The 23976-nt window shown below is 72.3% G+C and carries 22 protein-coding genes; 11 read left to right on the top strand and 11 right to left on the bottom strand.

Annotation, left to right across the window (positions count from 1 at the left end; translation table 11 throughout):
• Positions 1 to 306: 306 nt before the first annotated feature.
• A complete protein-coding gene (gene ltaE / locus ACFWI4_RS01790) occupies positions 307 to 1443 on the top strand; it encodes a low-specificity L-threonine aldolase (protein ID WP_387189725.1) in 1137 nt (378 codons plus the stop codon).
• A 31-nt stretch (positions 1444 to 1474) separates the two neighbouring features.
• Here the strand turns inward: ltaE and ACFWI4_RS01785 are convergent, their stop codons facing one another.
• The gene (locus ACFWI4_RS01785; RefSeq protein WP_387189724.1) at positions 1475 to 2953 is read right to left on the bottom strand and encodes a glutamate--cysteine ligase; all 1479 of its coding nucleotides are present in this window, start codon (positions 2951 to 2953) and stop codon (positions 1475 to 1477) included.
• Positions 2954 to 3732: 779 nt separating this feature from the next.
• Here ACFWI4_RS01785 and ACFWI4_RS01780 point away from each other — a divergent pair.
• The 3 genes from ACFWI4_RS01780 (at position 3733) to ACFWI4_RS01770 (ending at position 6434) form a co-directional block, all read left to right on the top strand.
• Positions 3733 to 4725, top strand: coding sequence for an ArsR/SmtB family transcription factor (locus ACFWI4_RS01780; protein WP_387189722.1), 993 nt, complete (start codon positions 3733 to 3735; stop codon positions 4723 to 4725).
• A 228-nt stretch (positions 4726 to 4953) separates the two neighbouring features.
• Positions 4954 to 5370, top strand: coding sequence for a hypothetical protein (locus ACFWI4_RS01775; protein ID WP_387189720.1), 417 nt, complete (start codon positions 4954 to 4956; stop codon positions 5368 to 5370).
• A gap of 221 nt (positions 5371 to 5591) precedes the next feature.
• A complete protein-coding gene (locus ACFWI4_RS01770; protein WP_387189718.1) occupies positions 5592 to 6434 on the top strand; it encodes a hypothetical protein in 843 nt (280 codons plus the stop codon).
• A 76-nt stretch (positions 6435 to 6510) separates the two neighbouring features.
• Here the strand turns inward: ACFWI4_RS01770 and ACFWI4_RS01765 are convergent, their stop codons facing one another.
• Positions 6511 to 7359 (bottom strand): LysR family transcriptional regulator, encoded by an 849-nt coding sequence (locus ACFWI4_RS01765; protein ID WP_387189716.1) that lies wholly within the window; start codon positions 7357 to 7359, stop codon positions 6511 to 6513.
• Between the two features lie 103 nt (positions 7360 to 7462).
• Here ACFWI4_RS01765 and ACFWI4_RS01760 point away from each other — a divergent pair, with 103 nt between their 5' ends.
• The 3 genes from ACFWI4_RS01760 to ACFWI4_RS01750 all read left to right on the top strand — a co-directional run bounded on the left by ACFWI4_RS01760 (position 7463) and on the right by ACFWI4_RS01750 (position 10539).
• Positions 7463 to 8206: an SDR family oxidoreductase gene (locus tag ACFWI4_RS01760; RefSeq protein ID WP_387189713.1), complete on the top strand. Its 744-nt coding sequence runs from the start codon at positions 7463 to 7465 to the stop codon at positions 8204 to 8206.
• A gap of 414 nt (positions 8207 to 8620) precedes the next feature.
• Positions 8621 to 9340, top strand: coding sequence for a hypothetical protein (locus tag ACFWI4_RS01755; protein ID WP_387189712.1), 720 nt, complete (start codon positions 8621 to 8623; stop codon positions 9338 to 9340).
• A 227-nt stretch (positions 9341 to 9567) separates the two neighbouring features.
• Positions 9568 to 10539 carry an aldo/keto reductase gene (locus ACFWI4_RS01750; RefSeq protein WP_387189710.1) on the top strand — a complete coding sequence of 324 codons (972 nt, stop codon included), beginning with the start codon at positions 9568 to 9570 and terminating at the stop codon, positions 10537 to 10539.
• A gap of 26 nt (positions 10540 to 10565) precedes the next feature.
• Here the strand turns inward: ACFWI4_RS01750 and ACFWI4_RS01745 are convergent, their stop codons facing one another.
• Both ACFWI4_RS01745 and ACFWI4_RS01740 read right to left on the bottom strand, forming a co-directional pair.
• Positions 10566 to 11270, bottom strand: coding sequence for a DUF4232 domain-containing protein (locus ACFWI4_RS01745; RefSeq protein ID WP_387189708.1), 705 nt, complete (start codon positions 11268 to 11270; stop codon positions 10566 to 10568).
• Between the two features lie 179 nt (positions 11271 to 11449).
• Positions 11450 to 11950, bottom strand: a complete 501-nt coding sequence (locus ACFWI4_RS01740) for a GNAT family N-acetyltransferase (protein WP_387189706.1) — start codon at positions 11948 to 11950, stop codon at positions 11450 to 11452.
• A 203-nt stretch (positions 11951 to 12153) separates the two neighbouring features.
• Here ACFWI4_RS01740 and ACFWI4_RS01735 point away from each other — a divergent pair, with 203 nt between their 5' ends.
• The gene (locus ACFWI4_RS01735) at positions 12154 to 12687 is read left to right on the top strand and encodes a hypothetical protein (RefSeq protein WP_387189704.1); all 534 of its coding nucleotides are present in this window, start codon (positions 12154 to 12156) and stop codon (positions 12685 to 12687) included.
• 365 nt (positions 12688 to 13052) lie between these two features.
• On the opposite strand, the gene ACFWI4_RS01730 is transcribed toward ACFWI4_RS01735, so the two are convergent.
• Both ACFWI4_RS01730 and ACFWI4_RS01725 read right to left on the bottom strand, forming a co-directional pair.
• A complete protein-coding gene (locus tag ACFWI4_RS01730; RefSeq protein WP_387189701.1) occupies positions 13053 to 14057 on the bottom strand; it encodes a HEAT repeat domain-containing protein in 1005 nt (334 codons plus the stop codon).
• A 3-nt stretch (positions 14058 to 14060) separates the two neighbouring features.
• On the bottom strand, positions 14061 to 14732 hold the full coding sequence (locus tag ACFWI4_RS01725; protein ID WP_387189698.1) for a HEAT repeat domain-containing protein: 672 nt from the start codon (positions 14730 to 14732) through the stop codon (positions 14061 to 14063).
• Between the two features lie 174 nt (positions 14733 to 14906).
• Here ACFWI4_RS01725 and ACFWI4_RS01720 point away from each other — a divergent pair, with 174 nt between their 5' ends.
• A complete protein-coding gene (locus ACFWI4_RS01720) occupies positions 14907 to 15782 on the top strand; it encodes a PhzF family phenazine biosynthesis isomerase (protein ID WP_387189695.1) in 876 nt (291 codons plus the stop codon).
• A gap of 394 nt (positions 15783 to 16176) precedes the next feature.
• Positions 16177 to 16671 carry an NUDIX hydrolase gene (locus ACFWI4_RS01715; RefSeq protein WP_387189693.1) on the top strand — a complete coding sequence of 165 codons (495 nt, stop codon included), beginning with the start codon at positions 16177 to 16179 and terminating at the stop codon, positions 16669 to 16671.
• Positions 16672 to 16692: 21 nt separating this feature from the next.
• On the opposite strand, the gene ACFWI4_RS01710 is transcribed toward ACFWI4_RS01715, so the two are convergent.
• From ACFWI4_RS01710 to ACFWI4_RS01690, 5 genes are all read right to left on the bottom strand, one after another.
• Positions 16693 to 17013 carry a hypothetical protein gene (locus ACFWI4_RS01710; protein WP_387189691.1) on the bottom strand — a complete coding sequence of 107 codons (321 nt, stop codon included), beginning with the start codon at positions 17011 to 17013 and terminating at the stop codon, positions 16693 to 16695.
• Positions 17014 to 17269: 256 nt separating this feature from the next.
• A complete protein-coding gene (gene pntB, locus ACFWI4_RS01705; RefSeq protein WP_387189689.1) occupies positions 17270 to 18724 on the bottom strand; it encodes a Re/Si-specific NAD(P)(+) transhydrogenase subunit beta in 1455 nt (484 codons plus the stop codon).
• A gap of 6 nt (positions 18725 to 18730) precedes the next feature.
• Complete coding sequence (locus ACFWI4_RS01700; protein ID WP_387189687.1) at positions 18731 to 20284, bottom strand: Re/Si-specific NAD(P)(+) transhydrogenase subunit alpha; 1554 nt, start codon at positions 20282 to 20284, stop codon at positions 18731 to 18733.
• A gap of 364 nt (positions 20285 to 20648) precedes the next feature.
• Positions 20649 to 22289: a sensor histidine kinase gene (locus ACFWI4_RS01695; RefSeq protein WP_387190162.1), complete on the bottom strand. Its 1641-nt coding sequence runs from the start codon at positions 22287 to 22289 to the stop codon at positions 20649 to 20651.
• Positions 22290 to 22321: 32 nt separating this feature from the next.
• Complete coding sequence (locus ACFWI4_RS01690) at positions 22322 to 22984, bottom strand: response regulator transcription factor (protein ID WP_385393600.1); 663 nt, start codon at positions 22982 to 22984, stop codon at positions 22322 to 22324.
• Between the two features lie 146 nt (positions 22985 to 23130).
• Here ACFWI4_RS01690 and ACFWI4_RS01685 point away from each other — a divergent pair, with 146 nt between their 5' ends.
• Positions 23131 to 23736 carry a PepSY domain-containing protein gene (locus ACFWI4_RS01685; protein WP_387189685.1) on the top strand — a complete coding sequence of 202 codons (606 nt, stop codon included), beginning with the start codon at positions 23131 to 23133 and terminating at the stop codon, positions 23734 to 23736.
• Positions 23737 to 23976 lie beyond the last annotated feature (240 nt).

Raw genomic sequence — 23976 nt, 5'->3', positions numbered from 1 at the left:
CGACCATGTGCAAGGAGACACGGAGAAGGCGTACGGCGGGCGAACGGCACGCGTACGGCGGGCTTGTGCCGGGCGGAGCGGAGCCTGTTCGGGGGTGTGCCGGGGCGGGGCGTGTTGGAGGGCGTGAGTCGGTGGGCACGCCTGCGGAGGCTCGTGCCGGCCGGAAGGTGTTCGGGGGCGCGTACGGAGCTGATGGCGTACGGCGGGGGCGTGCCGGCCGGGACGTGTGTGAGGGGGCGAGCCGGCCGGAACGTCGGGCGAACCCCGGGCGCCCTCGTCCCGCTTCCGGCATGGCAGAGTATGTGTGTGCCCACCACTGATTCCGCCCGTGCCGCGGATGCCGCAGACACCCCCGATGCCTCCCGCGCCGTGAACGCGGGCGGTGCCGCCCAGGACGGGCGCGGCCGCGTCATCGACCTGCGCAGCGACACCGTCACCCGGCCCGGCGAGGCGATGCGCCGCGCGATGGCCGAGGCCGAGGTGGGCGACGACGTCTTCGGTGACGATCCCACCGTCAACGCGCTCCAGGAGCGGATCGCCGGGCTCCTCGGCTTCGAGGCCGCGCTGTTCGTGTCCTCGGGGACCCAGAGCAACCTGTGTGCCCTGCTGACCCATTGCGGCCGCGGGGACGAGTACATCGCCGGTCAGATGGCCCACATGTACCGGTGGGAGGGCGGCGGCGCCGCCGTGCTCGGAGGCATTCAGCCCCAGCCGCTGGCCCACCGGGCCGACGGAACGCTGGACCCGCTGGACATCGCGGCCGCCGTGAAACCGGACGACGCCCACTTCGCGCGTACGCGGCTGCTCTGCCTGGAGAACACCATCGGTGGCCGCGCCGTGTCGCAGGACTACCTGAAGACGGCCACCCACCTGGCCCGAGACCACGGACTCGCCACGCACCTGGACGGGGCGCGACTGTTCAACGCGGCGGTGGCCGAGGGCGGCGACCCCTACGAGCAGGCACGTCGGATCGCCGGCCACTTCGACACCGTCTCGGTCTGCTTCAGCAAGGGCCTGGGCGCGCCGGTCGGCTCGGCGCTCCTGGGATCACGGGAGTTCGTGGCCGAGGCGCGGCGCTGGCGCAAGGTGCTGGGCGGCGGGATGCGGCAGGCCGGAGTGCTCGCCGCCGCCGCGCGGTACGCGCTCGACCACCAGGTGACACGGCTCGCCGACGACCACGCGCACGCCGAGCTGTTCGCCGAGGGCCTCAAGGACGTGCGGGGCCTGACCATGGAGCCGAGCGGGACCAACATGGTCTTCGCGAAGTCCGACCCCGGCGTCGAGACGGACGACCTGCGCGACCGGCTGGCCCGTCGCGGTCTGCTGTGCGCGGGATACCCGGGCCAGCTGCGCTTCGTGTTCCACCTCGACGTGACGCGGGCCGACGCGGAGGCGGCGGTGCGGATCGTGCGCGAGACGCTGACGGAGATGTCGACGGGCTGACGCCGACGGGCAGTTGGCCCGCCCAGTTGCGTCAGTCCACCGGCCAGGTGTGCACCGGTGCGTTCAGATGCATGTAGTCGATGTACTGCCGTGTCATCCGCCGCAGCGCCTCGTGGCGGCCGCAGTGGTCCGACTTCTCCAGGCGGTGGAGCATCTCCTTCTGCCAGATCGCTCCGTTGCGCGCGGTCACGCAGCGCTGCTCGATGATGCCGAGCAGCGGCTCGCGCCAGGCCTCGTCCATGCCGGTGCGCTCCAGGCCCTGGTGCGCCAGCGGCAGCAGCCGGCGCAGGACGAGTTCGGGCACCGGGACCTCACCCGTTCCCGGCCAGTACAGCCGGGCGTCCATGCCGTGCCGCGCCGCGGTGTGCAGATTGTCCTCGGCGGCCGAGAAGGACATCCGGGACCACACCGGCCGGTCCTCCTCCACCAGGGCGCGGGTGAGACCGTAGTAGAAGGCGCCGTTGGCGAGGGTGTCGGCGACCGTCGGGCCCGCGGGCAGCACACGGTTCTCCACCCGCAGGTGCGGTCTGCCCCGGTTCACGGCGTAGACGGGACGGTTCCACCGGTAGATCGTGCCGTTGTGCAGGGTGAGTTCGGGCAGTTCCGGTGTGTCACCGCGGTCCAGCGTCTTGGTGGGATCCTGGTCCTCGCACAGGGGCAGGAGCGCGGGGAAGTAGCGGAGGTTCTCCTCGAAGAGGTCGAAGACGCTGGTGATCCACCGTTCGCCGAACCAGACCCGGGGCCGTACTCCCTGCGCCTTGATCTCCTGCGGGCGCGTGTCCGTCGCCTGCTCGAAGAGCGGGATACGGGTCTCGTGCGCCAGCTCCTTGCCGAACAGGAAGGGCGAGTTGGCCGCCAGCGCCACCTGGACCCCGGCGATCGCCTGCGCCGCGTTCCAGTAGTCGGCGAACTCCTCGGGTGAGACCTGGAGGTGGAACTGCGTGCTCGTGCACGCGGCCTCCGGCGTGATGGTCTCCGCGTACGTCCGCAGCCGGTCCACCCCGTCCACCTCGATGAGCAGATCCTCGCCGCGCGCCGCGAAGACCTGCTCGTTGATCAGCCGGTAGCGGGCGTTCTGCGACAGGGCCTCCGGGCCGACGTCCGCCTCCCGCAGGGTGGGCAGGATGCCGATCATGATCAGATGGACGCCGATCGACCTGGCGCGCTCGTCCGCGTGGTTCAGGGCGGCGCGGATCTCGTCCTCCCAGGCGTCGGGACCACCCGCGATCAGCCGCCTGGGCGGAATGTTGATCTCCAGGTTGAAGCGGCCGAGCTCGGTGTCCCAGGCGGGATCGGCGATGGCGTCGAGGACGTCCGCGTTCCGCATCGTCGGTTCGCCGTCGGTGTCGGTCAGGTTCAGCTCGATCTCCAGGCCGACCTGGGGCCGCTCGGCGTCGAACCGCGACTCCCGCAGCATCTGCGCGAAGGCGTCGAGACACTCCTGCATCTTGATCCGGTACCGGCGACGGTCCTCGCGGGTGAAGACCAGCGCCGGAACATCGCGTCCCATCGGTCCTCCCGGTGGTCCCACGGATACCTCGCCCCTCCAGCGTCGCACCATGGGACGAGTCTGACCATGCGGGACGGCGCGACCGGCCTGCCCGGCCGGCCCCGGCGATGTCCGGCTCACCGCTTCCGGCTGCGCGGGGCCGGCCCTTTCCGGTTTCGCGGGCTCGCCTCCCGGCCGTACGCGGCAATCCGGGCCCTCGGGCGCGCGCCCGATCCGACGGTCGCACCTCGTGCCCGCGGGGCATCTGGGCCCACGGAGGAGCCCCGAGCCCATGGTCGCGCCCGTACCCCTGGCTGCGCCTTTGCTCGTGGCTGGGCCGAGGCTGATGGCTGCGCCCGCGCTGAAGGCTCCGCCCAGCCCTGTCGCCACGCCCGTACTCACGGCTGCTTGCGGTCTCCTGGCCGAGGCTGCTCCCACGGCCGGCCAGAGCCGACGCTTGGCCCCGCGCGCCGGCCCAGCCCAGGCGCCCACCCCCCCCGGCGGGTATCCCGGCCGGGATACCCGCCCTCCGAATCATGGCCGTGTCACCGGCCGTGCCGTGCCCTCCGGCCGGACGGCCCGCCGCCCGTGCTCCCTGCCCCTCGGCCCCTTGCCCCTCGGCCCCGTGCCGCCTGCGCCGTGTCCCCTGGCCTCTGACCCCTGTCCCCTGCCCCCTGGCCGGGACCGTTCCGTCTCTCGTGACCCCCGGGCACCGGCCGAATCAGCCCGTTGCCGCTGTGACGGCAGATGTCGGACGCTGCCTACGAGCCGGACGCCGGTCGATTCGGGGGGCGAATCCCGTGCTGCGCATCCACTTCACGCCCGAGGACTTCACCCGCATCCGGGTGGCGGGCACACCCGACCCGCTCTGGGAGATCACCAGCAGCCTGCACAGGCTCCAGACCAGGCGCGGGCGCTGGGCGTACGCCGACTGGTACCGCACCACCCGGGACACCCTCGCCGGCACCGGACTCGGCTCGGCGGTACGCCAGTTGCTCGTCCCGGTCCTGCCCCGCGCGGTGTACCTCCCCGACTTCCTCACCCCGTACGAGGCCGCCGACGGGCTGGACAGGGGGCTCGCGGAGATCGTCGACACCCCGCCCGCCCGCGTCGCCCGCGAGGTCCGCATGCTCGGCCGGCTGAGCGGAGCCCCGTCCTGGGCTCCCCGGCTGGTGGAGCGCGGCACCCGCGAGGAGCTGGTGAAGGCCCTGCGCGCCTACCACGAAGCGGTCATCGCGCCCCACCACGACCGCATCCACGCGGGCATCGCCGGAGAACGCGCGCTGAGGGCCCGCCACACCATCGACGCAGGCATCGACGGACTGCTCGACGGCCTGTCACCGGTCATGCGCTGGCGCCCGCCGGTCCTGCACGTCGACTACGTGGAGGACCGGGACCTGTACCTCGGCGGCCGCGGGCTGCGCCTCGTCCCGTCGTACTTCTGCTGGCAGACCCCGATCTCCATGGCCGACGACACCCTGCGTCCGGTGCTGGTCTACCCCCTGCACGACTCCCGGCCGCCCCCCGCGGCCCCGGCCGAGGACGCCCCGCTCGCCGCCCTGCTCGGCGGAACCCGTGCCGCCACGCTGCGCTCCCTGGCCCTGGGCGCCACCACCTCGGAGCTGGCGCGATCCGTCGGGGTCTCGCCGTCCACCGCCACCCACCACACCTCGGTGCTGCGCGAGGCGGGCCTGATCACGAGCCGACGGTGGCACAACACCGTGCTGCACACCCTCACGCCCCTGGGGGCCGCCCTGCTGCGCCGGACACCGGAGACACCCCGCGACGCGTAGGCCCCGTACGTCGACTTCCGGTCATGACCCACGGGTCGCGTCGGGGCGAGCCGGTCGCGTCCGGCCCCATGGGCCCCACCGGCCGCACGGACCCCGCAGGAGTGAGGGACTCCGCCGCCGGGCCGGGGACTTTCGAGCCCGTTCGAAGGTCGTGGTCCCCGCGCGCCCGCTCTGCGAGCGTCTGCGGCGGGACCGAAGAACCAAGACCCGAGACCGAAATGGGGAAGCATGACCCGAGCAATCGTCGCGGGCGCGTTCGCGCTCGTGTCCGCCGCGGCCTGTCTGACGTTCGCGCCGGCGGCGGCCTCGGCCGCCCCGCAGGCCTGCGTGACCTCGACGCTCACCACGGGGGGCAACGAGGGCGTGGGAACGATCCGTTACAAGTCCGCGAGCAGCAGCTGCGGCGACCTCAACCTCACCTACTCCGACGACTCGACCTCCCCGTACGGGGACTACTACGCCGGCCGGCTGCGCAACTCCAGCGGCGTCTGGCACACCTGCACCAAGGGCTACGTCTGGGCCTCCGACGGCAGCCACAGCGTCAACGACTCCACGTACTGGCTGTGCACCGACGTGAACGACAACACCCCGTTCACGGTGGCGAGCCAGCTGGACGGCGGCGACTCCGTCAAGATCACGAACTGACCGAGGACTCGCCCGGGGGTGCCGTCGGCACCGGGTCGACGGCACCCCCGCCAAGGCGAACCGCACGGGAACGACACAGAGTTGGGGGAGTGATTCGGATGGTCCGTCCCGTCAGGGGGCGTCACCGTCGGCGCCGGGCCGACCGGCACCGGTTTCCGCTCTCGGCCCGGCCGTGGGTTCCGGTTCCGGGCGGGCGCAGGGCCGCCGGGCGGATCGCGGCCGTGACCGCCGCCGCCCTGTTCGCCGCGGCGTGCTCGGCCGCCCCCGCCCCGCAGCCGGATCCGCCCGCGGCGGCGCACGTGTCCGCCGCCCGCCTCAGCGCCGCCCTGCCCGACGACCCGGTCCGCATGGTCCTGCCCGCGACCGGCGCCGAGACCCGGTGGACGCAGGGCCTCGACGTCTTCGTACGACAGCAGGCGCGCACCGCCGCCAAACGGTGCGCCCGTGCCCAGGGGGCCGCCCTGCCCGAGCAGGCCCCGCTCACGTTCATCCGGTACTACGAACTTCCCGACCTGGCTTTCGTGGCCCGGCACGGACTGAGCGGGACCGCGGAGGTGCCCGACGCCACGCCCGGACCGGCGACGGACGCGAGCGCGACGGCCACGGCAGCACCGGCGGTCGTACGACGGTGTCTGGCCGAAGGGACGGCCGCCGCGGCGGAGTTGCGCGACCGCTTCGCCGCGCTCCAGGGACAGTGGTTCGACACGCTGGTCTCCCTGCGCCGCGACCCCTCGGTGGTACGGGCCCTGCGCACCCTGCCGGGCTGCCTGGCCGGCCACGGGATCCGGGTCCGCGACGAGAACGGCTTCTTCGCCCTCGCCGACACCCGCGAGCAGACCACCGCCCCCGACCGGCTGCCCGCCGTCGAACGTGCCCTCGGCAGCGCGTACGCCACGTGCATGCGCCCCGTCGAGGCGGTACGGGAGCCCGCCCGGCTGCGGCTGCGCGCACGCTTCCTCACCGACCACGCCACCGAGGTCAGGACCCTGCGCGCCACGCTCGTCCCGTCACTCCACCGCGCCGAGGAGAAGAACGGGGTACGACTGGTCTTTCCGGCTCCTTAGCGGGGTGCCCGCCCCAACCACCCGATGGCGCAAGCGTGTTGGCGGAGCGAGAGACGCCCCTCGTTCCCGCCGTCGGTCACAGGGAGGTGGCGGCGCGGACCAGGCCCGCGACCGCCGTCGAGCGGCTGTGCGGGGGCCAGGCGATGACCGTGGTGACACGGGGGGCATCGAGGACCGGTACGGCGGTGAGGCCCTCGCGCAGGCCGGCGCGGCCCGACTCCGGCACCACCGCGCAGGCCCGGCCCAGGGCGATGAGCTGGGTGAGCTGCGTGTGGTCGCGCACCTGCGGCCCGGGGCCGTCCGGGAAGGTGCCGTCCGGGCGGGGCCAGCGGGGCAGGGGCAGGTCGGGAAGGTCGGTGACCTCGGCGAGCCGCACCTGGGGGCGGGTGCCGAGCGGGTGGCCCGCCGGGAGGATCGCGACCTGACCCTCGGACCGCAGCTCCTCGGTGTCGAAGCCGGCCGTGTCGTCGAACGGCCGATGCAGCAGGGCCACGTCGGCCCGTCCGTCGTGCAGCAACCGTGCCTGCTCGCCCGGCCCGCACAGCACGACGTCCACGGCGACGGCGCCAGGCTCGGCGGCGTAGGAGTCGAGGAGTTTCGCCAGCAGTTCACCGGAGGCGCCCGCCTTGGCGGCCAGGACCACGGCGGGGCGGCCGGTCGCCGCGAGGGCGGCCCGGCGGGTGCGCCGCTCGGCGGCCTCGACGGCGTCCAGGGCCGCCCGCGCCTCCCGCAGCAGCACCGCCCCCGGCCCGGTCAGGGCGACACCGCGGCTTCCGCGCTCCAGCAGGAGGGTGCCCAGGCGCCGTTCGAGCCCGCCGATCGCCCGCGACAGCGGGGGCTGGGCGATCCCGAGCCGCTGCGCGGCCCGGCCGAAGTGCAGTTCTTCGGCCACCGCGACGAAGTACCGCAGCTCACGTGTCTCCACCCCGCAAGCCTAACCGGCACGGCCAGGAGTGATACCCGGGCGGTATCGCCGCCCACCCGGTCGGTCTTGGACGCCTGCCCGGCGGGGGAGAAGTATCGACGTCATGAGTGAGACGAACACCGTGAACCACCACAAGGTCGCGCTGGTGACCGGGGCCAACAAGGGCATCGGCTACGAGATCGCCGCGGGGCTCGGCGCCCTCGGCTGGTCCGTCGGAATCGGCGCGCGGGACGAGGAGCGGCGCGAGGCCGCCTTGGACAAACTGCGCGCGGCCGGAGCCGACGCGTTCGGCGTGTCGCTGGACGTGACCGACGACGCCAGTGTCACAGCGGCGGCTCGGCTGATGGAGGAGCGGGCCGGGCGGCTCGACGCGCTCGTCAACAACGCCGGGATCACCGGCGGCGGACCGCAGGAGCCCACCACGGTCGACGTGGACCGGGTACGGGCGGCCGTGGAGACCAACGTGATCGGCGTCATCCGCGTCACCAACGCCCTGCTCCCGCTGCTGCGCCGCTCGCCGGCGCCGAGGATCGTGAACGTCTCCAGCAGCGTCGGGTCGCTCACGCTCCAGACCACGCCCGGGCGTGAGACGGGCCCCATCTCCGTCGCCTACGCTCCGTCGAAGACGTTCCTCAACGCCGTCACCGTCCAGTACGCCAAGGAACTGGCCGGCACACCCATCCTGATCAACGCCGTCTGCCCCGGCTTCACGGCGACGGACCTCAACGGCTTCCGGGGAGTGCGCACCCCCCAGCAGGGCGCGGCCGCCGCGATCCGACTGGCCACCGCACCGCCCGACGGTCCGACGGGCCGCTTCTTCGACGACGAGGGGGAGGTGCCCTGGTAACACGCCTCTGTTCCGGGGCATCCGCACCGAACCAGGCGCTCTCAGAGGAGACCGAACCGGATCAACGCTGTTGCCGCTTTATTTCCTCGACCCTTGCCCTGGTCCGCCTCATCACCCAGGGGCCTGCTATCAGGACCGCCACGGCAAACACACCCGAACTGATCAAGGTTTCGGTCCACGGAGTTCCGCTCTGCCTCCACACCACGATCGTCGACACAGTCACCACAGCGTCGATCCCGACCAGGACCGCCCACAGGCGGCCCGTTGACAACGATCCATCAGACATGGGCCGTACCTTACGACGTGCTGCGTGATGATGATCAGAGGATCGTGGTCGCCCACAACCGGGTGGCCTCTGCTGGTTCCCGGCCGAGTAGGCCTGTGGGAACTCCGACGAAAGGGAGAGTTCTTCTGATGACCGCACATCCTGCCCGCCCACGGCTCAGCGGCCGCGAGAGCGCCTCGATGATGGAGGTCCCGCCGTTCAAGCCCGCCCTCGTCAAAGCGGTGTTCAGGGACGTGACCTCGATGCACGTCTCCCGGGCGGCCGCGTGGGCCGCCGCGTCGGTGACGCGGACCGTGCTGACGGAGATCATCGACGGCGCGAGGAGAGCGGCGGCGGAGGAGGCCCGCAAGAAGCTGGTTCCCGGGGACCTCCTCTCGGCGATCGACCGGAACGTCGAGCTCGAGGTGGGGTGCAAGTGGTACGACCACAGCCCGACGTTCAAAGGCCTGACCGGTGTCCTGTACGACGCCGAGGGTGTCATCGTTCCTACTGGCGAGCGCAGGGGTTCGCGCAAGCCGAGTGCTGTGGTCGGCGCCCACAGGTTCGAGGCCGGGATCAAGAAGCTGCTGCGGAGCCACGGGGTGACGGCCGTCCCGGCGATGGGCCGCGACCTGGACGGAATCGCGAGCGTGTTCCTGACGGACCTCGCCCGGGACGCCGCAGGGTCCGCCCGCAGGAATGACGGGCGGACCGTTGGCAGGGGTGACATCCTGGCCGCCGCCACGATTCAGTTGTTCGGCGGCGACCTCCGGCAGCGAGCCCTCACCGAGGCACGCGCGGCGACGCATCACACTCCGGCCGGCTGGGCGGCCACGGCCAACACTGCTGCCTTCACTGTCACTTGCTGAGGCGGACTCCCCGTATGGGGTGACCTGTCCTGTTAGAATGGGGGACATCACACAAGCCTTCTCGGCGCGGAGTCAGATCCGCCGAGGAGGCTTTCTTCATGCCAGGGGTCCGCCTGGTGCGACGCCGGTGGTTCCTCTTCGAGGTTGTCGTCCCGTCGAGCGATCCGAACGCACCGGGCCCCACCCGTCGGTTCCTCGTTCCGCACCGCAAGAGGAGATCCATCTCAATGAGTTCACATACGAACACCGCTTCCGCCGGCGGTACTTGGCGGCTCGGTGATCGGACCGTCAACCGCGTCGGGTTCGGCGCCATGCGGCTCACGGGTACCGCGCCCTTCGACCAGGGCGTGCCGCGTGACCGCGACCGGTCGATCGGCGTCCTCAGGCGGGCGGTCGAGCTCGGCGTGAACCACGTCGACACCGCCGCCTTCTACTTCTCGGCGACGCGCTCCGCCAACGAACTGATCAACCGGGCCCTGGCGCCGTACCCGGAGGACCTGGTCATCACCACCAAGGTGTGGCCGGGCCGCGATCCCTCGGGCGCCTGGTGGTGGGCGGAGCCGGCGCAGTTGCGCGGCCAGGTCGAGGAGAACCTGCGCCAACTCGGCCGCGATCACCTGGACGTGGTGAACCTGCGCGTACCGCCGAGCCTGCGGACCGGCTCGATCGGCGAGCACTTCGGGGCGCTGGCCGACCTCCGCGACGCCGGGCTCGTCCGCCATCTCGGACTCTCCAACGTCACGTCCGGGCAACTGGCCGAGGCCCGGGCCATCGCCCCGGTCGTCTGCGTGCAGAACCCGTACGGGATCGGTGCGTCGGACGAGGACCAGGCACTCCTGCGGACCTGCGGCGAACTCGGCCTCGCCTTCGTCCCGTTCTTCGCGATAGCCGGTCCCGGGGCCGAGGCGAGTCCGGCCGCCGGTGACGACGAGACGGTGCGCGCCGTCGCCCGCGCGCACGGCGTGTCCGTCGCACAGGTCCGGCTGGCCTGGACCTTGCAGCAGGGGTCGCACGTGCTGGCGATCCCGGGGACCGGCGACCCGGAGCACCTCGTCCAGAACGTGGCGGCCGGCTCGCTGCGGCTCTCGGAGGACGACTTGGCCCTCCTCGACTCGCTCCGCCCGCCCGGAGACCGGGGTCTGTCCGACGGCTCGCGTCGTCGGCCGCGAGGCGGACGGGAGTCGTCGGACAGGTCCTAGGGGTCGTCCGGCGGCGCCGGCGCCGGTCAGCCGCCCTGGCCGGCGCTTCCGACCGGGCCGACCTTCACCGGTTCGCCGGAGCCGTCCGTGACCGGCAGCGAGGCGGCGCCCGGCCAGGCGAGGGCGACCGTCTTGGTCTCGTTCGGCGGAGTCACCAACAGGCCGGTGATGCGGACGCCGGAGCCGCCCGTCGTGTTGAGCGGGTAGTTGATCGGGAAGTCGATCGACTGCCCGCTCTTGAGGACCGCCTGAGTGGCCTGCTGGCCGGTGCGCTTCGCGGACACCGTCCCCGAATTGGTCTTCAGGTCGACACCAGCGTACCCGGAGATCGTGCAGGCCTGACCGCTGTGGTTCTTCAGCTCCACGACGACGGTGCCGTCGGGGTCGCCGCTGATGGTGTCGTCCTTCGCCGTGATCTGCAACGCGTCCGTGTGGCACCGGCCGGCCTTGGCGCTCCCGCCGGAACCCGTCGTGGATCCCGATCCCTTGCCCGTAGACCCCGTAGACCCCGTGGAGCCGGTAGACCCCGTGGAACCCGCAGAACTCTTGCCGGCACCGCCGGTTCCGCCGCCCTGGTCTGAGGCGCCGGAAGACGAACCGCCAGAGGAAGCCGCTCCGGCCGGGGACGAGGGCGCGCTCTGTCCCGTGCCGTCGTCCCCGTTCTGACAGGCCGTCAGCGAGAGGCCCGCGACGATGGCCAGAGCGGTGAGGGTGAGGTGGTGAGCGCGCATTGATTCTTCCCCGTATCGGTCGGTGGTGCCGGCGCCTCGCTGGTAGCGAGCGTCTGTGCCCACCAAGAGCCACTGGCCCCGCCACCCCGTTCCGTCCGACCGGGCCGTAGTACAGGGCTGTTACACACACAGCCGCGCAGCGGCTACTCCGCGTCCGCCCACGCCCGCCCCCAGGGCACTCACACCGGGCGCTGCATGCAGACCAGTTGATCGCGTTCGTCCCACGACTCGGTGACGGTGAAGCCGTGCCGCCGGTACAGGGCGATGGCGCCGGTCCGCCAGCTCCACACCGACAGCCGCACACCGCTCGCACCGCACTCCGCGGCCCGCGCGAGCGCGGCACCGAGCAGGCCGGACGCGATGCCGCGGCCCCGGACCGCCGGGTCCGTCCAGAGCCGTTTGACCTCGCACGTCCCGTCGACGGGTGCGGTCACCACGAGGCATCCGACAGCCCTGTCCCCGAGCACGGCCAGGAGCACGACATCGTCGGCGAACGCGGTCCCCGGGTCCGAGATCTCCGCCCGGTAGCGCTCGGGCAGCTCCTCCACACCGGCGACGGCCGCACCCTTCTCGGCCTCCGTCCGCAGATGGTAGGCGGCCAGGAGCGCGGAGAGTCCGTCCTCGGCGGCGGGGGACCGGTCCGGCCCTCGGACGACCGCGACCTCGGGTTGATCCGTCATGACGCAAGCCTTGCACGACGCCCGGAACCGGCGCCGCACACCCTCCGGCACCGGTTCCGCTCCGTGTCCCGGCGCCGCGCCCCCGTCGGGACATGGCGATCGGCGCAGCGACACCACCCGGGCGGGCGACTATGCGGCACGAGCGGTTGCGCGGTTCCTACGGTCGTGTTCGAACCCAACGGAACAAAGCGAAGGAACGATCCGTGAACCGCACAGTCGCCAGGGCCGCCGTACTGCTCGCCTCCGCCCTCGTCGCCCTTCCCTGCACCGCCGCGAGCGCCGTCGCCGCCGACCGGGGTGACGGCCCTCTGGTCGTCATCAACAACGTGAACCAGCGCGCGGACGGTGACATCTTCAACGTCGGCCACGACAACATCGTCGGCTCCGGCAACGGGAACGGGGCGCCGTCGACGGGCGTCGGCGCTCCCGGCGCGGGCGTGGCGGTGGTGCGCATCGTCGCGGGCGTCCGTGTGCCGTTCGAGGGAGTGCAGCTCGTCTCGCACGACGGCAGCGGCGACTACCCCCGCGCCATCTACCCGAACTACCTCGTCAACGTCGCGATCGACGGCCCCTCCACAGCCGTCTACGAGTCCGCGGGCGGCGCCGGGAAGTTCCGGGTCACCGCGACCGTCGGCTCGGACGGCAAGGTCATGCCGAACTGCTCCGCCGAGGGCAACCTGACCTGCACCGTCAACTACGACGGGCAGGGCCAGTACCTCATGATCGACGGCCGCTGACCGAGCGACCACGTGGCGGGGCGCTCCCGGCCGGGCCGAGTTCCACGGCCCTCGGCCATGCCGGGGTCGCCCCGCCAGGATCGCCGCGACCGCGATCGCCGGGTCGGGACCGCCGGGTCGGGACCGCCGGGTCGGGACCGCCGGGTCGGGACCGCCGGGTCGGGACCGCCGGGTCGGGACCGCCGGGTCGGGACCGTCGGGTCGGGACCGTCCGCCGGAACTCCCGGGTCGGGACCGTCCGCCGGAACCGCCGCGCCGGGCACCACCCGCCAGGGCCGCTGGGACTGCCGGGACCGTTGGGATCGCCGCGACCGCCGCGCCCCGGACGACCCCGCCTCCACCTCGTCCTCGACCCCGGATGTCTCTCAGCGCCCGTCGCGCAGTCGAAGGAGATAGGCCGCGGTCAGAGCGACCGCGCGGTCCGTGTCCGTCGACAGTTCCACCAGCGCGTCCGTGGCCCCCGTACCCGGGATGCCCGCCAGCGCCTGTGTCAGCCGGCCACGCGCGGGAACCGGCGTCGCGGGGTCGGCGAGGCGGTCGACGAGCCCGCCCGCGAGCCGGTCCGCGGCGGCGGAGTCGCTCGCCAGCACGCTCAGCGCGTCCGCCGCCTCCGTGTCGCTGCGCCCCTCCACGATCATGTCGAGGAGCGTCGGTACGGCGTCGGCGCCCCCGCGCGCACCCAGCGCCAGCGCCGCCTGTCCGCGGACCACGGCGTCGGCGTGCGCGAGGGCCGCTCGCAGGCAGGCGGCGGCCTCGGCTCCGGGCATCTCGGCGAGCGACCGGACGGCGCGTTCCCGCACCGCGGCCTCCGCGGAGTCCAGGCCCTCCGCGAGCAGTTCCGTTCCGCGGCCGCCGGAGCGCGCCAGCGCCCAGCGGAGGGCTCCGGCGACGTTCGGTTCCTGCTCGCCGAGAACCGCCTCGGCCAAGGCCTCCACCGGCACGGGGACCTCACCGGCCGAGGACAGCGCCGCACGCTGCCGTGCGTCGGCGCTCTTGGAGGCCAACGCGTTGAGCAGCGCGACGACTTGGAGCACGTCCTCCCAGTCGGCGGGCTCCGCGTCCCGGATCCGGTCCAGCCGCGTGAGCAACTCCTTCTCCGCCGCGATGCGTTCACGCGTCCGACCGATCAGGCCGCCGACGAGGGCCGACGGCGCGAACTCCGGATCGTCCAGTGCCCGCCCGATCTCCCGCAGCGACAGCCCCAGCGAGCGCAGGCTCTCGACATGGAAGATCCGCCGGATGTCGTCCCCGGAGTATTCCCGGTACCCGGAGCCGGTCCGCCCCGACGGGCGCACCAGACCCAGCGACTCGTAGTGCCGCAGCATGCGGGCACTGACACCGGACCGTCGTGCCACCTCACCGATCAACACGCCCTATCGTCCCTCCTGTCCGGGCCCGTCGAGGACCGCGACGCGCTTGGCCTCCTCGATCGCCGACTCGAATCCGGCGTCCGGATCGCGCAACAGCCGCTCCGTGGCGAGCGCGTGCGCCCGTACGAGCGGGTCGGGCGCCGCCGTCGAGGCGAGCAGGACCGGCACGACGGCGTCCCCCAGCGCGACCAGTGCCTGGCTGAGACTCAGTCGCGTCTCCCGCCCGCCGCGCCCGAGCCCCTTCGCCAACTCGGCCGCCAGCACGGCCTCTTCGCCGGGCGGTACGAGGACGACCGAGGCCCGCCAGGCGCTCCGGGCGACCTCCTCGTCGGCGTCGGAGAGCAGGGCGGGTGTGATCGCCGGCCAGGCCCGCCGGTCCCCGATCTTGGACAGCGTGTGCAGTGCCTGGCTCCGCGCCTGCGCCCGGTCGGAGCGGACCTCGTCGAGCAGCGCGGGAAGCGTCAGGGAGACCGGATGCCGGGTGAGCGCCCAGGTCAGCATGTCGCGGACGAAGAACTCGGGCTCGACCGCGCAGCGCCGGACGAGCGGGGGGACGAAGCGTGGATCGGGCGTACTGCCGACCGCCAGTGCCGCCCGCAACCGTACGGACGAACGCTCGTCCTCCAGTCCCCGCAGCAGCTGTACCCCATCGGCGTCCTGTCCCGTGACCGTCATGAGACCACCTCCTCGGTGAGCAGTGAAGGCCTTGTCACGGTGTCAAGGTCAAACGGGGCCGGTGCGTGCGAGGCCGGGTGTTCGTCCGGTACGGGGGTGCGACCCCCTCCGGGGCCGATGAACTCGGACGCCCGGCCAGGAATAGCCGGCGGGTGCCCCCGCGTTTTGGTGATCATGACATCGAACGCGAAGCGGTCCGAGGTTCTCCGCTACACCGCCTTCTCCGGCGAACCGGAGGGTGGGAACCCCGCCGGCGTCGTCCTGGACGCCACGCACCTGGACGACGGCGACATGCTGACCATCGCCGCCGACCTCGGATACTCGGAGTCCGCGTTCCTGACCGCGCTCCCGGACGGACTCGACGGCCACGAGGGCCGGGCCTACGCCATCCGCTACTTCAGCCCGAAGGCCGAGGTGCCGTTCTGCGGGCACGCCACCGTCGCCGCCGCCATCGCGCTCGCCGAACAGGTCGGGCCCGGGGAGCTGGTGTTCAGCACGCGTGCGGGCATCGTGCCGGTGAGCGTGGCCGAGGTGAACGGAACCGTCCGGGCCACCCTCACCAGCGTGGAGCCGCACCTGGCCGAGATCGACGGCGCCGACCTCGACGAGGCGCTCGCCACGCTCGACTGGCCGGAGGCCGATCTCGACCCGGCCTTCCCGCCCCGCATCGCGTTCGCCGGAGCCCGTCACCTCGTCCTCGCGGCGGCCACCCGCGCTCGCCTCGCCGATCTCGCCTACGACTTCGCCCGCCTCGAAGCCCTGATGCACCGCCTGGACCTGACCACCGTCCAGCTGGTCTGGCGCGAGTCGGCCACCGTCTTCCACGTCCGTGACCCGTTCCCCGTCGGCGGTGTCGTGGAGGACCCGGCGACCGGCGCGGCGGCCGCCGCGTTCGGCGCGTACCTCCGCGAGCTCGGCCTCGTTCCCGAGGACGCCGTCCTCACCCTCCACCAGGGCGAGGACCTGGGCCGCCCCGGCGAGCTCACGGTGACCCTGCGCACAGGCGACCCCCGAATCCGGGTGAGCGGCGCCGGAGCGCGTATCGGCTAGGGGGTGCCGGCGGCGGCCGGTACGGTCGAGTCCGCGACCTGGTCACCGGCCACGACGAGCCTCGGCGCCCGCCCATCGCCGTCGGCGCCCAGCTGTCCTGGTTGAACGAGATCGGCTTGCTGGCGGCCCGGCCATACGCGATCTCCCCGCTCGTGGACTCGCCGATGTACCCGCCGGGACTGTGCCACCTACCCCGCCGCCCTCACCCTCGCAGTGTGCTCAGGAAGCCGATGGCTGGTGGGTGTCAGATGCCCTTCGTCGAGTGAGCCGACGACAGCGGGCCGACCGGGGATCAACCGGAGCCTGAGCCGTCCACGTGCATTTCTCCGTGCGCCATGCCGCAGATCCCCGTCCGCACCGGGACGTGCTGGTGCCATTGTTCTAACGTCGCTGCATGAAACAGGAGTTGAGGGTGGCGGCCTACGCCGTGTGTGTGCGGGACGGGGCGATGCTTCTCGCACGCTGGGTAGCGAAGGACGGCAGCAGGCGCTGGACGCTCCCCGGCGGAGGCATGGAACACGGCGAGGACCCGTACGACACCGTGATCAGGGAGGCCGAAGAGGAGACCGGGTACGCGATCGAGCCGCTGGCGCTGCTCGGTGTCGACTCGCAGCGGCACACCTATCCGCGCCGCCTCGGAACCACCGCCGACTTCCAGAGCCTGCGGATCGTCTACGAGGCTCGGGTCACCGGCGGCGAACTGCGCTACGAAACAAACGGCTCCACCGACATGGCGGCGTGGCACCCGCTGGAGGAGGTACCCGCGCTCGACCGGGTGCTGCTTGTCGACGTCGGGCTCACGCTCTGGCGGAAGCGGCCGGCAGTCGGCCGCACTTCGCGTGGTGCCGGTCGCGATGGCGGGACAGCTGCCGCCCCATCTCCGCTGTAGGACCACTCGATCGCGGCGCTGTCAGTCGCGACCGTCGTCGCCTTCCGCGGGGTGGGTGTAGCGGATCGGCTTGCCGAGACACTTCGCGTAGGCGATCTCGCGGCGGGTGGACTCGCCGATGTAGCCACCGGGGTTGACGACCAGGACCCGGTCGGCCAGGTCGATCTTGCGCAGGTGGAGGGCGCCCAGCTGGGCCTTCTGCTCGCCGCTGATCAACTCGTCCGCTTCGCCTGGCGCGACGACGATGACACCGGCCAGGGTCAGCTCACGGTTCGCCGCACGCATCTCGTCCGCGAACCGGGCGGAGCCGCAGATGCAGACGATCGGTGGTCGGTCGGGCACGGTTCGGTCCTTCGGTCGAACGGGAAACCGTCGGTGCGTACGTCGACATCACAGCCGGGCACACCAGCCGGCAGTTTACGCAGCGGGGTGGACAGCACACGGTTGCACCGTCGTGGACGGGAGTTGCGGTCCGCACGCGACGCGCAGCGGCCCACCAGCCCTCCCGCCGCGCTGAGTTGCGGGAGGAGGCCGGTGGGCCGGTGTGGTGCGGGTGTGTGTAGGGCGTCGATGGGCGGACGGGAAAGGCAGGCGGGTTCTAGCGGGCCATCGCGGCCTCGTTCGAGGACTGGGCGCGTGGGTCGGCGGGAAGGGCGCGGAGGATGTCCTCGACGCTCTGCTTGGCGTCGCCGAAGAGCATGCCGCTGTTCTCGCGGAAGAACAGCGGGTTCTGCACGCCCGCGTAGCCGGAGGCCATCGAGCGCTTGAAGACGACGACGTGCTCCGCCTCCCACACCCGCAGCACCGGCATGCCCGCGATCGGGCTGCCCGGATCCTCCTCCGCGGCCGGGTTGACCGTGTCGTTGGCACCGATGACCAGCACGACGGAGGTGTCGGCGAGGTCGTCGTTGATCTCGTCCATCTCCAGGACGATGTCGTACGGCACCTTGGCCTCGGCCAGCAGCACGTTCATGTGCCCCGGCAGCCGGCCGGCCACGGGGTGGACGCCGAAGCGGACCTCCACACCGCGCTCCCGCAGCTGACGCGTGAGCTCGGCGACCGGGTGCTGCGCCTGGGCCACGGCCATGCCGTAGCCGGGGGTGATCACGACCGACCGTGCCTGCGTCAGCAGCTCGGCCACCTCCTGGGCGTGGACCTCACGGTGCTCACCCTGTTCCTCGTCCCCGCCCGAGGACGCCTCGATGCCGAATCCGCCCGCGATGACCGAGAGGAAGGAACGGTTCATCGCCTTGCACATGATGTACGACAGGTAGGCGCCGGACGATCCGACGAGCGCACCGGTGACGATCAGCAGGTTGTTGTCGAGCAGGAATCCCGCCGCCGCCGCGGCCCAGCCGGAGTAGCTGTTGAGCATGGAGACGACGACGGGCATGTCGCCGCCGCCGATCGAGGCGACCAGATGCCAGCCGAGGACCAGCGCGAGGACGGTCACCGCGATCATCAGACCGAGGTTCGGGGTGATCGTGAACCAGACCGTCAGCGCCACGAAGGCGACCAGGGCCGTGACGTTGAGCGCGTTCTTGCCCGGCAGGACCAGCGGACGGGACTTGACGCGCGCCGACAGCTTGAGGAAGGCGACGATGGAGCCGGTGAAGGTGACCGCGCCGATGAAGATGCCGATGAACACCTCGGCGTGGTGGATCCCCAGCAGGTCGGACGTCACATGGGTCTGCGCGTCACCGTGCGCCTCGACCTCCAGGTAGCTGTTCCAGCCGACCAGGACGGCCGCGAGGCCGACGAAACTGTGCAGAACGGCGATGAGTTCGGGCATCTGGGTCATCTCGACCCGGCGTGCCCGCCAGATGCCGATCCCCGCGCCCAGCACCATCGCGACGACGATGAGCGTGACCGCGCCCGCGGTGATGCTCTGCGCCGCGAGGACGACGGTGGCGACCAGGGCGAGGGCCATCCCGGCGATGCCGTACACGACACCGGCGCGGGAGGTGCGGTGCTGGGAGAGCCCCGCCAGGCTGAGGATGAACAGCAGGGCGGCGACCAGGTCCGCCGCGTGTGAGGCCGTGGTTGAGGTCATGGCGGCTCAGCCCTTCGAGAACATGGACAGCATGCGGCGGGTGACGGCGAAGCCGCCGAAGATGTTCACGCTCGTCAGCAGGATCGCCACGAACGACAGCGTGGTGACCACCGCGCTCTCGTGCCCGATCTGAAGCAGCGCTCCGATCACCACGATCCCGGAGATCGCGTTGGTGACGGACATCAACGGGGTGTGCAACGCGTGGTGCACCTTGCCGATCACGTAGTAGCCGATCACCACCGCCAGCGTGAACACCGTGAAGTTCGCCGCGAGTTGCGCCGGAGCGAAGGCGACCAGCGCGAACATCGCCAGCATGCCGGCACCGATCAGGGCGAACCGGACCGCCGGGGTGAGCCGCGACTGCTTCGGCTCCGCGACGGCCACGGGCGCGGGCTTGGGCGCGGCCGGTGCCGAGACGGCCACCGGCGGCGGGGGCCAGGTGACCTCGCCCTCGCGGACCACGGTCACCGCCCGCTGGACCACGTCGTCGAAGTCGATGACGAGGCGGCCGTCCTTGCCGGGCGTCAGCAGCTTGACCAGGTTCACCAGGTTGGTGCCGAACAACTGCGAGGCCTGCGTGGGCAGCCGGGACGCGAGGTCGGTGTAGCCGATGATGGTCACGTCGTTGTCGGTCACCACGGTGCGGCCCGCGACGGTTCCCGCGACGTTGCCGCCCTGCGCGGCGGCCATGTCGACGATGACGCTGCCGGGCTTCATCGCCGCCACGTCCTCCGCCGTCAGCAGACGCGGGGCCGGGCGGCCCGGGATCAGCGCGGTCGTGATGACGATGTCGACGTCCTTGGCCTGCTGGTGGTACAGCTCGGCCGCGGCACGGTCGTAGTCGGCGGAGGTCGCCTTGGCGTAGCCGTCGGTGCTCTCCTCCTGGACGACGTCCACCCCGAGGTACTCGCCGCCCAGCGACCGCACCTGGTCGGCCACTTCGGGCCGCGGGTCGGTCGCCCGGACGATCGCGCCGAGGCTGGAGGAGGCGCCGATCGCGGCCAGTCCGGCCACACCGGCCCCGGCCACCAGGACCTTCGCCGGCGGAACCTTGCCCGCGGCCGTCACCTGACCGGTGAAGAAGCGCCCGAACACGTGCGCCGCCTCGATCACGGCCCGGTAGCCGGCGATGTTGGCCATGGAACTGAGCACGTCCATGGACTGCGCCCGCGAGATGCGCGGTACCGCGTCCAGCGCCAGTACGGTGATGGGCCTGCTCGCGAGCTCCGTCAGCAGGTCCGCCCGCTGGGCCGGACTGATCAGCCCGATCAGCGTCGCCCCGTCCGGCACGCGCGCGATCTCGCCCGGCGAGGGGGAGTTGACCTTGAGGACGACGTCCGTCCGCCAGGCGTCGCCGATCCGCGCGCCCGCCTCGCAGTAGGCCTCGTCGGTGAAGCCGGACGCCGTCCCGGCCTCCGACTCGACGACGACCTCGTAGCCCAGTGCCACCAACTGGCGCACGGTGGCGGGTGTCGCGGCGACGCGGGTCTCCCCGGGAGTGGACTCGGCCACCACTCCGATGTGCTGCGGCGGGTGGTGGGCCGTTTCTTGAGCGGGCATGGCGATGTCTCCCTCGGAGGGCGCAGATGTACGGCACGACTGTGCGATCAGGGGGAGTCCACGCCCCTTGGACGCAGGAACTTACCCGGAGGTGCAGCCTGTTTGGCACAGCACGCAGCCGTGACTTGTTTCACGCGAGGTCTGTTGCCGACAACACGACGTCAGAGGCGCCGTGATGCCGCTGTGGACAGGCTTTCCACCGTTTCGGCGTCTCAAGAGTGGGTAGAGGCCGGAACTCCGTCCGAGCTCGCCGAACCCGTCGCGGACGGAGGAATTCCGCGTATTCCGGGCGACTGCGTATACCCGGCGACTGCGCATTCCGGGCGACCGTGGTCAGGGCTCCGCGGACCGTGATCCCCGGCCGTCAGGACTCGTGGGCCGGCTCCGGAGCCGCGTGGGCGTGCGGAAGCCGCGCGGGCGCGGCGGGCAGCCGCAGTTCGAAGAGTGCCCCGCCGGACGGGGCGTCACCCACGGTGAGCGTGCCCCCGTGATGCCGCACGACGTCGCGGGCGATGGCCAGACCGAGCCCCGCGCCGCCGTCGTCCCGGGCGCGCGCCTCGTCCAGCCGTACGAACCGCTCGAAGATCCGCTCACGCTCGGCGGCCGGGACGCCGGAGCCGTCGTCCGCGACCGTGAGCACGACCTGGTCGCCCTCGTCCTCCACGCGGACGACGACCTCGGTGCGGGTGTGCCGCTGCGCGTTGTCGAGGAGATTGCCGATCACCCTGGCCAACTGGACGCGTGATCCGCTCACTTGACAGGCCCCTTCGGAGTGGAAGGACACCGGCGTCCGGCCCCGGCGGCGGCGGCCCGCCTCCTCGTGGACCAGCTCTCCGAGGTCGACCCGCCCCTGCCCCGGCCGTTCCCCGGCGTCGAGCCGCGCGAGCAGCAGCAGATCGGCCGCGAGGTGCTGCAAGCGCTCCGTGTCCTTGACCGCGCCGGGCACGTCCAGCAACTGCGGGTGCGCCGAGCCCACTTCGAGCTGGGTGCGCAGCGAGGCGATGGGACTGCGCAGCTCGTGGGAGGCGTCGGCGACGAAACGGCGCTGGCGGTCGACGGCGGCCTCCAGCGCGCTGAGCGTCTCGTTGGTCGTGCGCGCCAGACGGGCCACCTCGTCGTGCGAGGCGGGTTCCGGTACGCGCCGGGAGAGGTCCTCGGAGGCGGTGATGGCCGCCATCTCGCTCCGGATGCCCTCGACGGGGGCCAGGGCACGCCTGGTCACCAGCCAGGTCACACCGCCGACCACCAGCAGGACCAGTGGCAGTCCCGCCAGCATCGCCGCCGCGGCGCTGCGGACGGCACTCTCGCGCGCGGTCAGGGGCGCGCCCGCGTGGACGATCACCGTTCGCCCACCGAGGTCCGTGGCCTTGACGGTGGCGAAGCGGTACGGGGCGTCGTGCCCGTCGATCACGGCGTGGCCCGAGCCCTCCTGGACGGTGTCGCCGATGGTCCCGACGGCCGGGTCCCCTGCCTGGGGCGTCGGGCTTCCGGTCGCGCCGTGGTCGTCCGTACCGTGGTCGTCCGAGCCGCGGCTGCCGGAACCCTTGTCGTCCGCGGCGCCGTCGTCGGCGCCCCGACCGCGTCCCCGGCCACGCCCGCCCCCGTGGTCCTCGGCGGTCGCGGTGCCGAGCTGCGTGGCGGGCGCCGGGACCGGCGTCGGGGAAGCGGTCACGCCAGGAGAAGGTGCGGCGGAGGAAGGAGTGGCCCGCGGCACACGCACGGCCGTCACACCGGTGCCGCTGATGCTCTCCAGCCCGCCGCCGACGGCCAGCAGCCGGCCCTGCTCGTCCGTCACCTGCACGGGGACTCCCTCCCGGGCACCCTCGGGCAGTACGAGCCGGGCGTCGCCCCCGCGCCAGGTGGCGACCCCGAGGGCGATCCTGCGGGCCGTGTCGTTGGCCTCGCCCTGCGCCTGCTCGGTGAGGTTCACCCGCAGGGACGCCAGCACCGCGATCCCGGCGCCCACCAGCGCGACCGTCACCACCGCGGTGGCCCACAGGACCATCGTGGCCTTGACGGACCCGAACAGCCGGCGCCTCACGAGGTCACCAGCCGGTAGCCGGCGCCGCGCACGGTCTGGATCGTCTCCGTGCCGAGCTTCCGGCGCAGCGTGCTCACGTACACCTCGACGATGTTCGGGTCGCCGTCGTACGCGAAGTCCCAGACGTGTTCGAGGATCTCGGGCTTGCCGACCACCTGCCCCGCCCGCGTCACGAGCTGCTCCAGTACGGCGAACTCCTTCGCGGTGAGCGGCACTTCGGTCTCGTCCCGGCACACCCGGCGGGTGGCCGTGTCGACGACGAGCCCTCCGACGCGCAGGACCGGCGACGCGCCCGATGAACCGCGGCGGCGCAGCAGGGCCTTGACGCGCGCCACCAGGACGACGTACGAGAACGGTTTCGTCAGGTAGTCGTCGGCACCGGTGTCCAGACCTTCCGCCTCGTCGTACTCACCGTCCTTGGCGGTGAGCATCAGGATCGGCACCTCGTGGCCGGCCGCGCGCAGGGCCGCGCAGACGCGATAGCCGTTCAGGCCCGGCAGCATGATGTCGAGCATCACCAGGTCGTACACGTCCTCGGAGGCCAGACGCAGGCCCTCGTTCCCGTCGTGGACGACGTCCACGGCGAAACCTTCGGCCCGCAGGCCCTTTGCCAACGAGAGCGCGAGCCGCGTCTCGTCCTCCACGATCAACAGGCGCATGTGCCCAGCCTCCCAAACGGAACCTGAAGCGATCTTCAGGTGGCTTCAGGTCCCCTTCAGCTTCGCCCAGGCACATTGGCGTCACCCAACAGCCAGGACACAGAAACGACACAGGCCGGACAGTCGTCCGGCCGGGGAGGCTCGACATGAAGCGCACCGCATCCATCACCACCGCCCTCGTGGCCGCCGTACTCGTCGGCAGCGGAGGGTACTCGGCGCTGGCGACGGGCGGCACCGACCGGCACGGCGCCGGTCCCGAGGACCGGCCGTCCGCCACGGCTTCGCCGGCACCCACGACGTCCCCGTCGTCCAACCTTCTGACGGCCGCCCAGGCCGCAGCCGTCGCAATGAAGCGGTACCCGGGAACCGTCGTCCGGGTCGAACGCGACGAGGACCACCCCGGCTGCTGGGAGGTCCACCTCGTCGGCGCCGACCAGGTACGCCGCGAGGTGCGCGTCGACGCGCGCACGGGCGCCGTCACCCTGGACCGGCGCGGCGGGGCCGGCCGTGGCGGCGACCTCACCGGTGACGACCGCGGCGGGCGCGAGGCCGGGGACGACCGGCTGCCGGGCACCAGGCACGCGCCCGAGGCGGGGGACGACCGGGGTGGTGCGTCCGAGACGGGGGACGACCGGGGCGGGGCGCACGAAGCGGGGGACGACCGCGGCGGTGTGCCCGAGACGGCGGACGACCATGGCCGGGACGACCGATCCGGTGACGACGGCGGCCACGGCGGCGGCGACGACCACTGACGAGAGTCCGCGGCGCGCGTCTCGCCGCCCGGGACGCGTGCTCCTCGGTCTCGCGCAGTCCGTCGCTGGAGCAGTAGGTGCGGGTGGACAGGAGCTCGGCGCGGTCGGCGGCTGTCATCTGGTTGATGTTCAGCGCGACCTGTTCGGCCAGGCCGCTCCCGCTGATCGCGAGTGCCTGTTCGCGGTTGGCGGCGGACACTCGCGCACCGTGTGGCCGAAGCTGTCATAGCCGGTGGTGGT

This window comes from Streptomyces sp. NPDC127038, assembly GCF_042725875.1.
GTDB lineage: Bacteria > Actinomycetota > Actinomycetes > Streptomycetales > Streptomycetaceae > Streptomyces.
This window is presented reverse-complemented; position numbering and strand designations above follow the sequence as displayed.

Coding starts and splice junctions, on each gene's coding strand:
- ACFWI4_RS01725 (WP_387189698.1), bottom strand. CDS start 14,732: ATGACGGTCACGGGACAGGACGCCGATGGGGTACAGCTGCTGCGGGGA.
- ACFWI4_RS01750 (WP_387189710.1), top strand. CDS start 9,568: ATGAGTTCACATACGAACACCGCTTCCGCCGGCGGTACTTGGCGGCTC.
- ACFWI4_RS01760 (WP_387189713.1), top strand. CDS start 7,463: ATGAGTGAGACGAACACCGTGAACCACCACAAGGTCGCGCTGGTGACC.
- ACFWI4_RS01755 (WP_387189712.1), top strand. CDS start 8,621: ATGACCGCACATCCTGCCCGCCCACGGCTCAGCGGCCGCGAGAGCGCC.
- ACFWI4_RS01775 (WP_387189720.1), top strand. CDS start 4,954: ATGACCCGAGCAATCGTCGCGGGCGCGTTCGCGCTCGTGTCCGCCGCG.
- ACFWI4_RS01715 (WP_387189693.1), top strand. CDS start 16,177: ATGAAACAGGAGTTGAGGGTGGCGGCCTACGCCGTGTGTGTGCGGGAC.
- ACFWI4_RS01700 (WP_387189687.1), bottom strand. CDS start 20,284: ATGCCCGCTCAAGAAACGGCCCACCACCCGCCGCAGCACATCGGAGTG.
- ACFWI4_RS01745 (WP_387189708.1), bottom strand. CDS start 11,270: ATGCGCGCTCACCACCTCACCCTCACCGCTCTGGCCATCGTCGCGGGC.
- ACFWI4_RS01785 (WP_387189724.1), bottom strand. CDS start 2,953: ATGGGACGCGATGTTCCGGCGCTGGTCTTCACCCGCGAGGACCGTCGC.
- ACFWI4_RS01740 (WP_387189706.1), bottom strand. CDS start 11,950: ATGACGGATCAACCCGAGGTCGCGGTCGTCCGAGGGCCGGACCGGTCC.
- ACFWI4_RS01685 (WP_387189685.1), top strand. CDS start 23,131: ATGAAGCGCACCGCATCCATCACCACCGCCCTCGTGGCCGCCGTACTC.
- ACFWI4_RS01690 (WP_385393600.1), bottom strand. CDS start 22,984: ATGCGCCTGTTGATCGTGGAGGACGAGACGCGGCTCGCGCTCTCGTTG.
- ACFWI4_RS01695 (WP_387190162.1), bottom strand. CDS start 22,289: ATGGTCCTGTGGGCCACCGCGGTGGTGACGGTCGCGCTGGTGGGCGCC.
- pntB (WP_387189689.1), bottom strand. CDS start 18,724: ATGACCTCAACCACGGCCTCACACGCGGCGGACCTGGTCGCCGCCCTG.
- ACFWI4_RS01720 (WP_387189695.1), top strand. CDS start 14,907: ATGACATCGAACGCGAAGCGGTCCGAGGTTCTCCGCTACACCGCCTTC.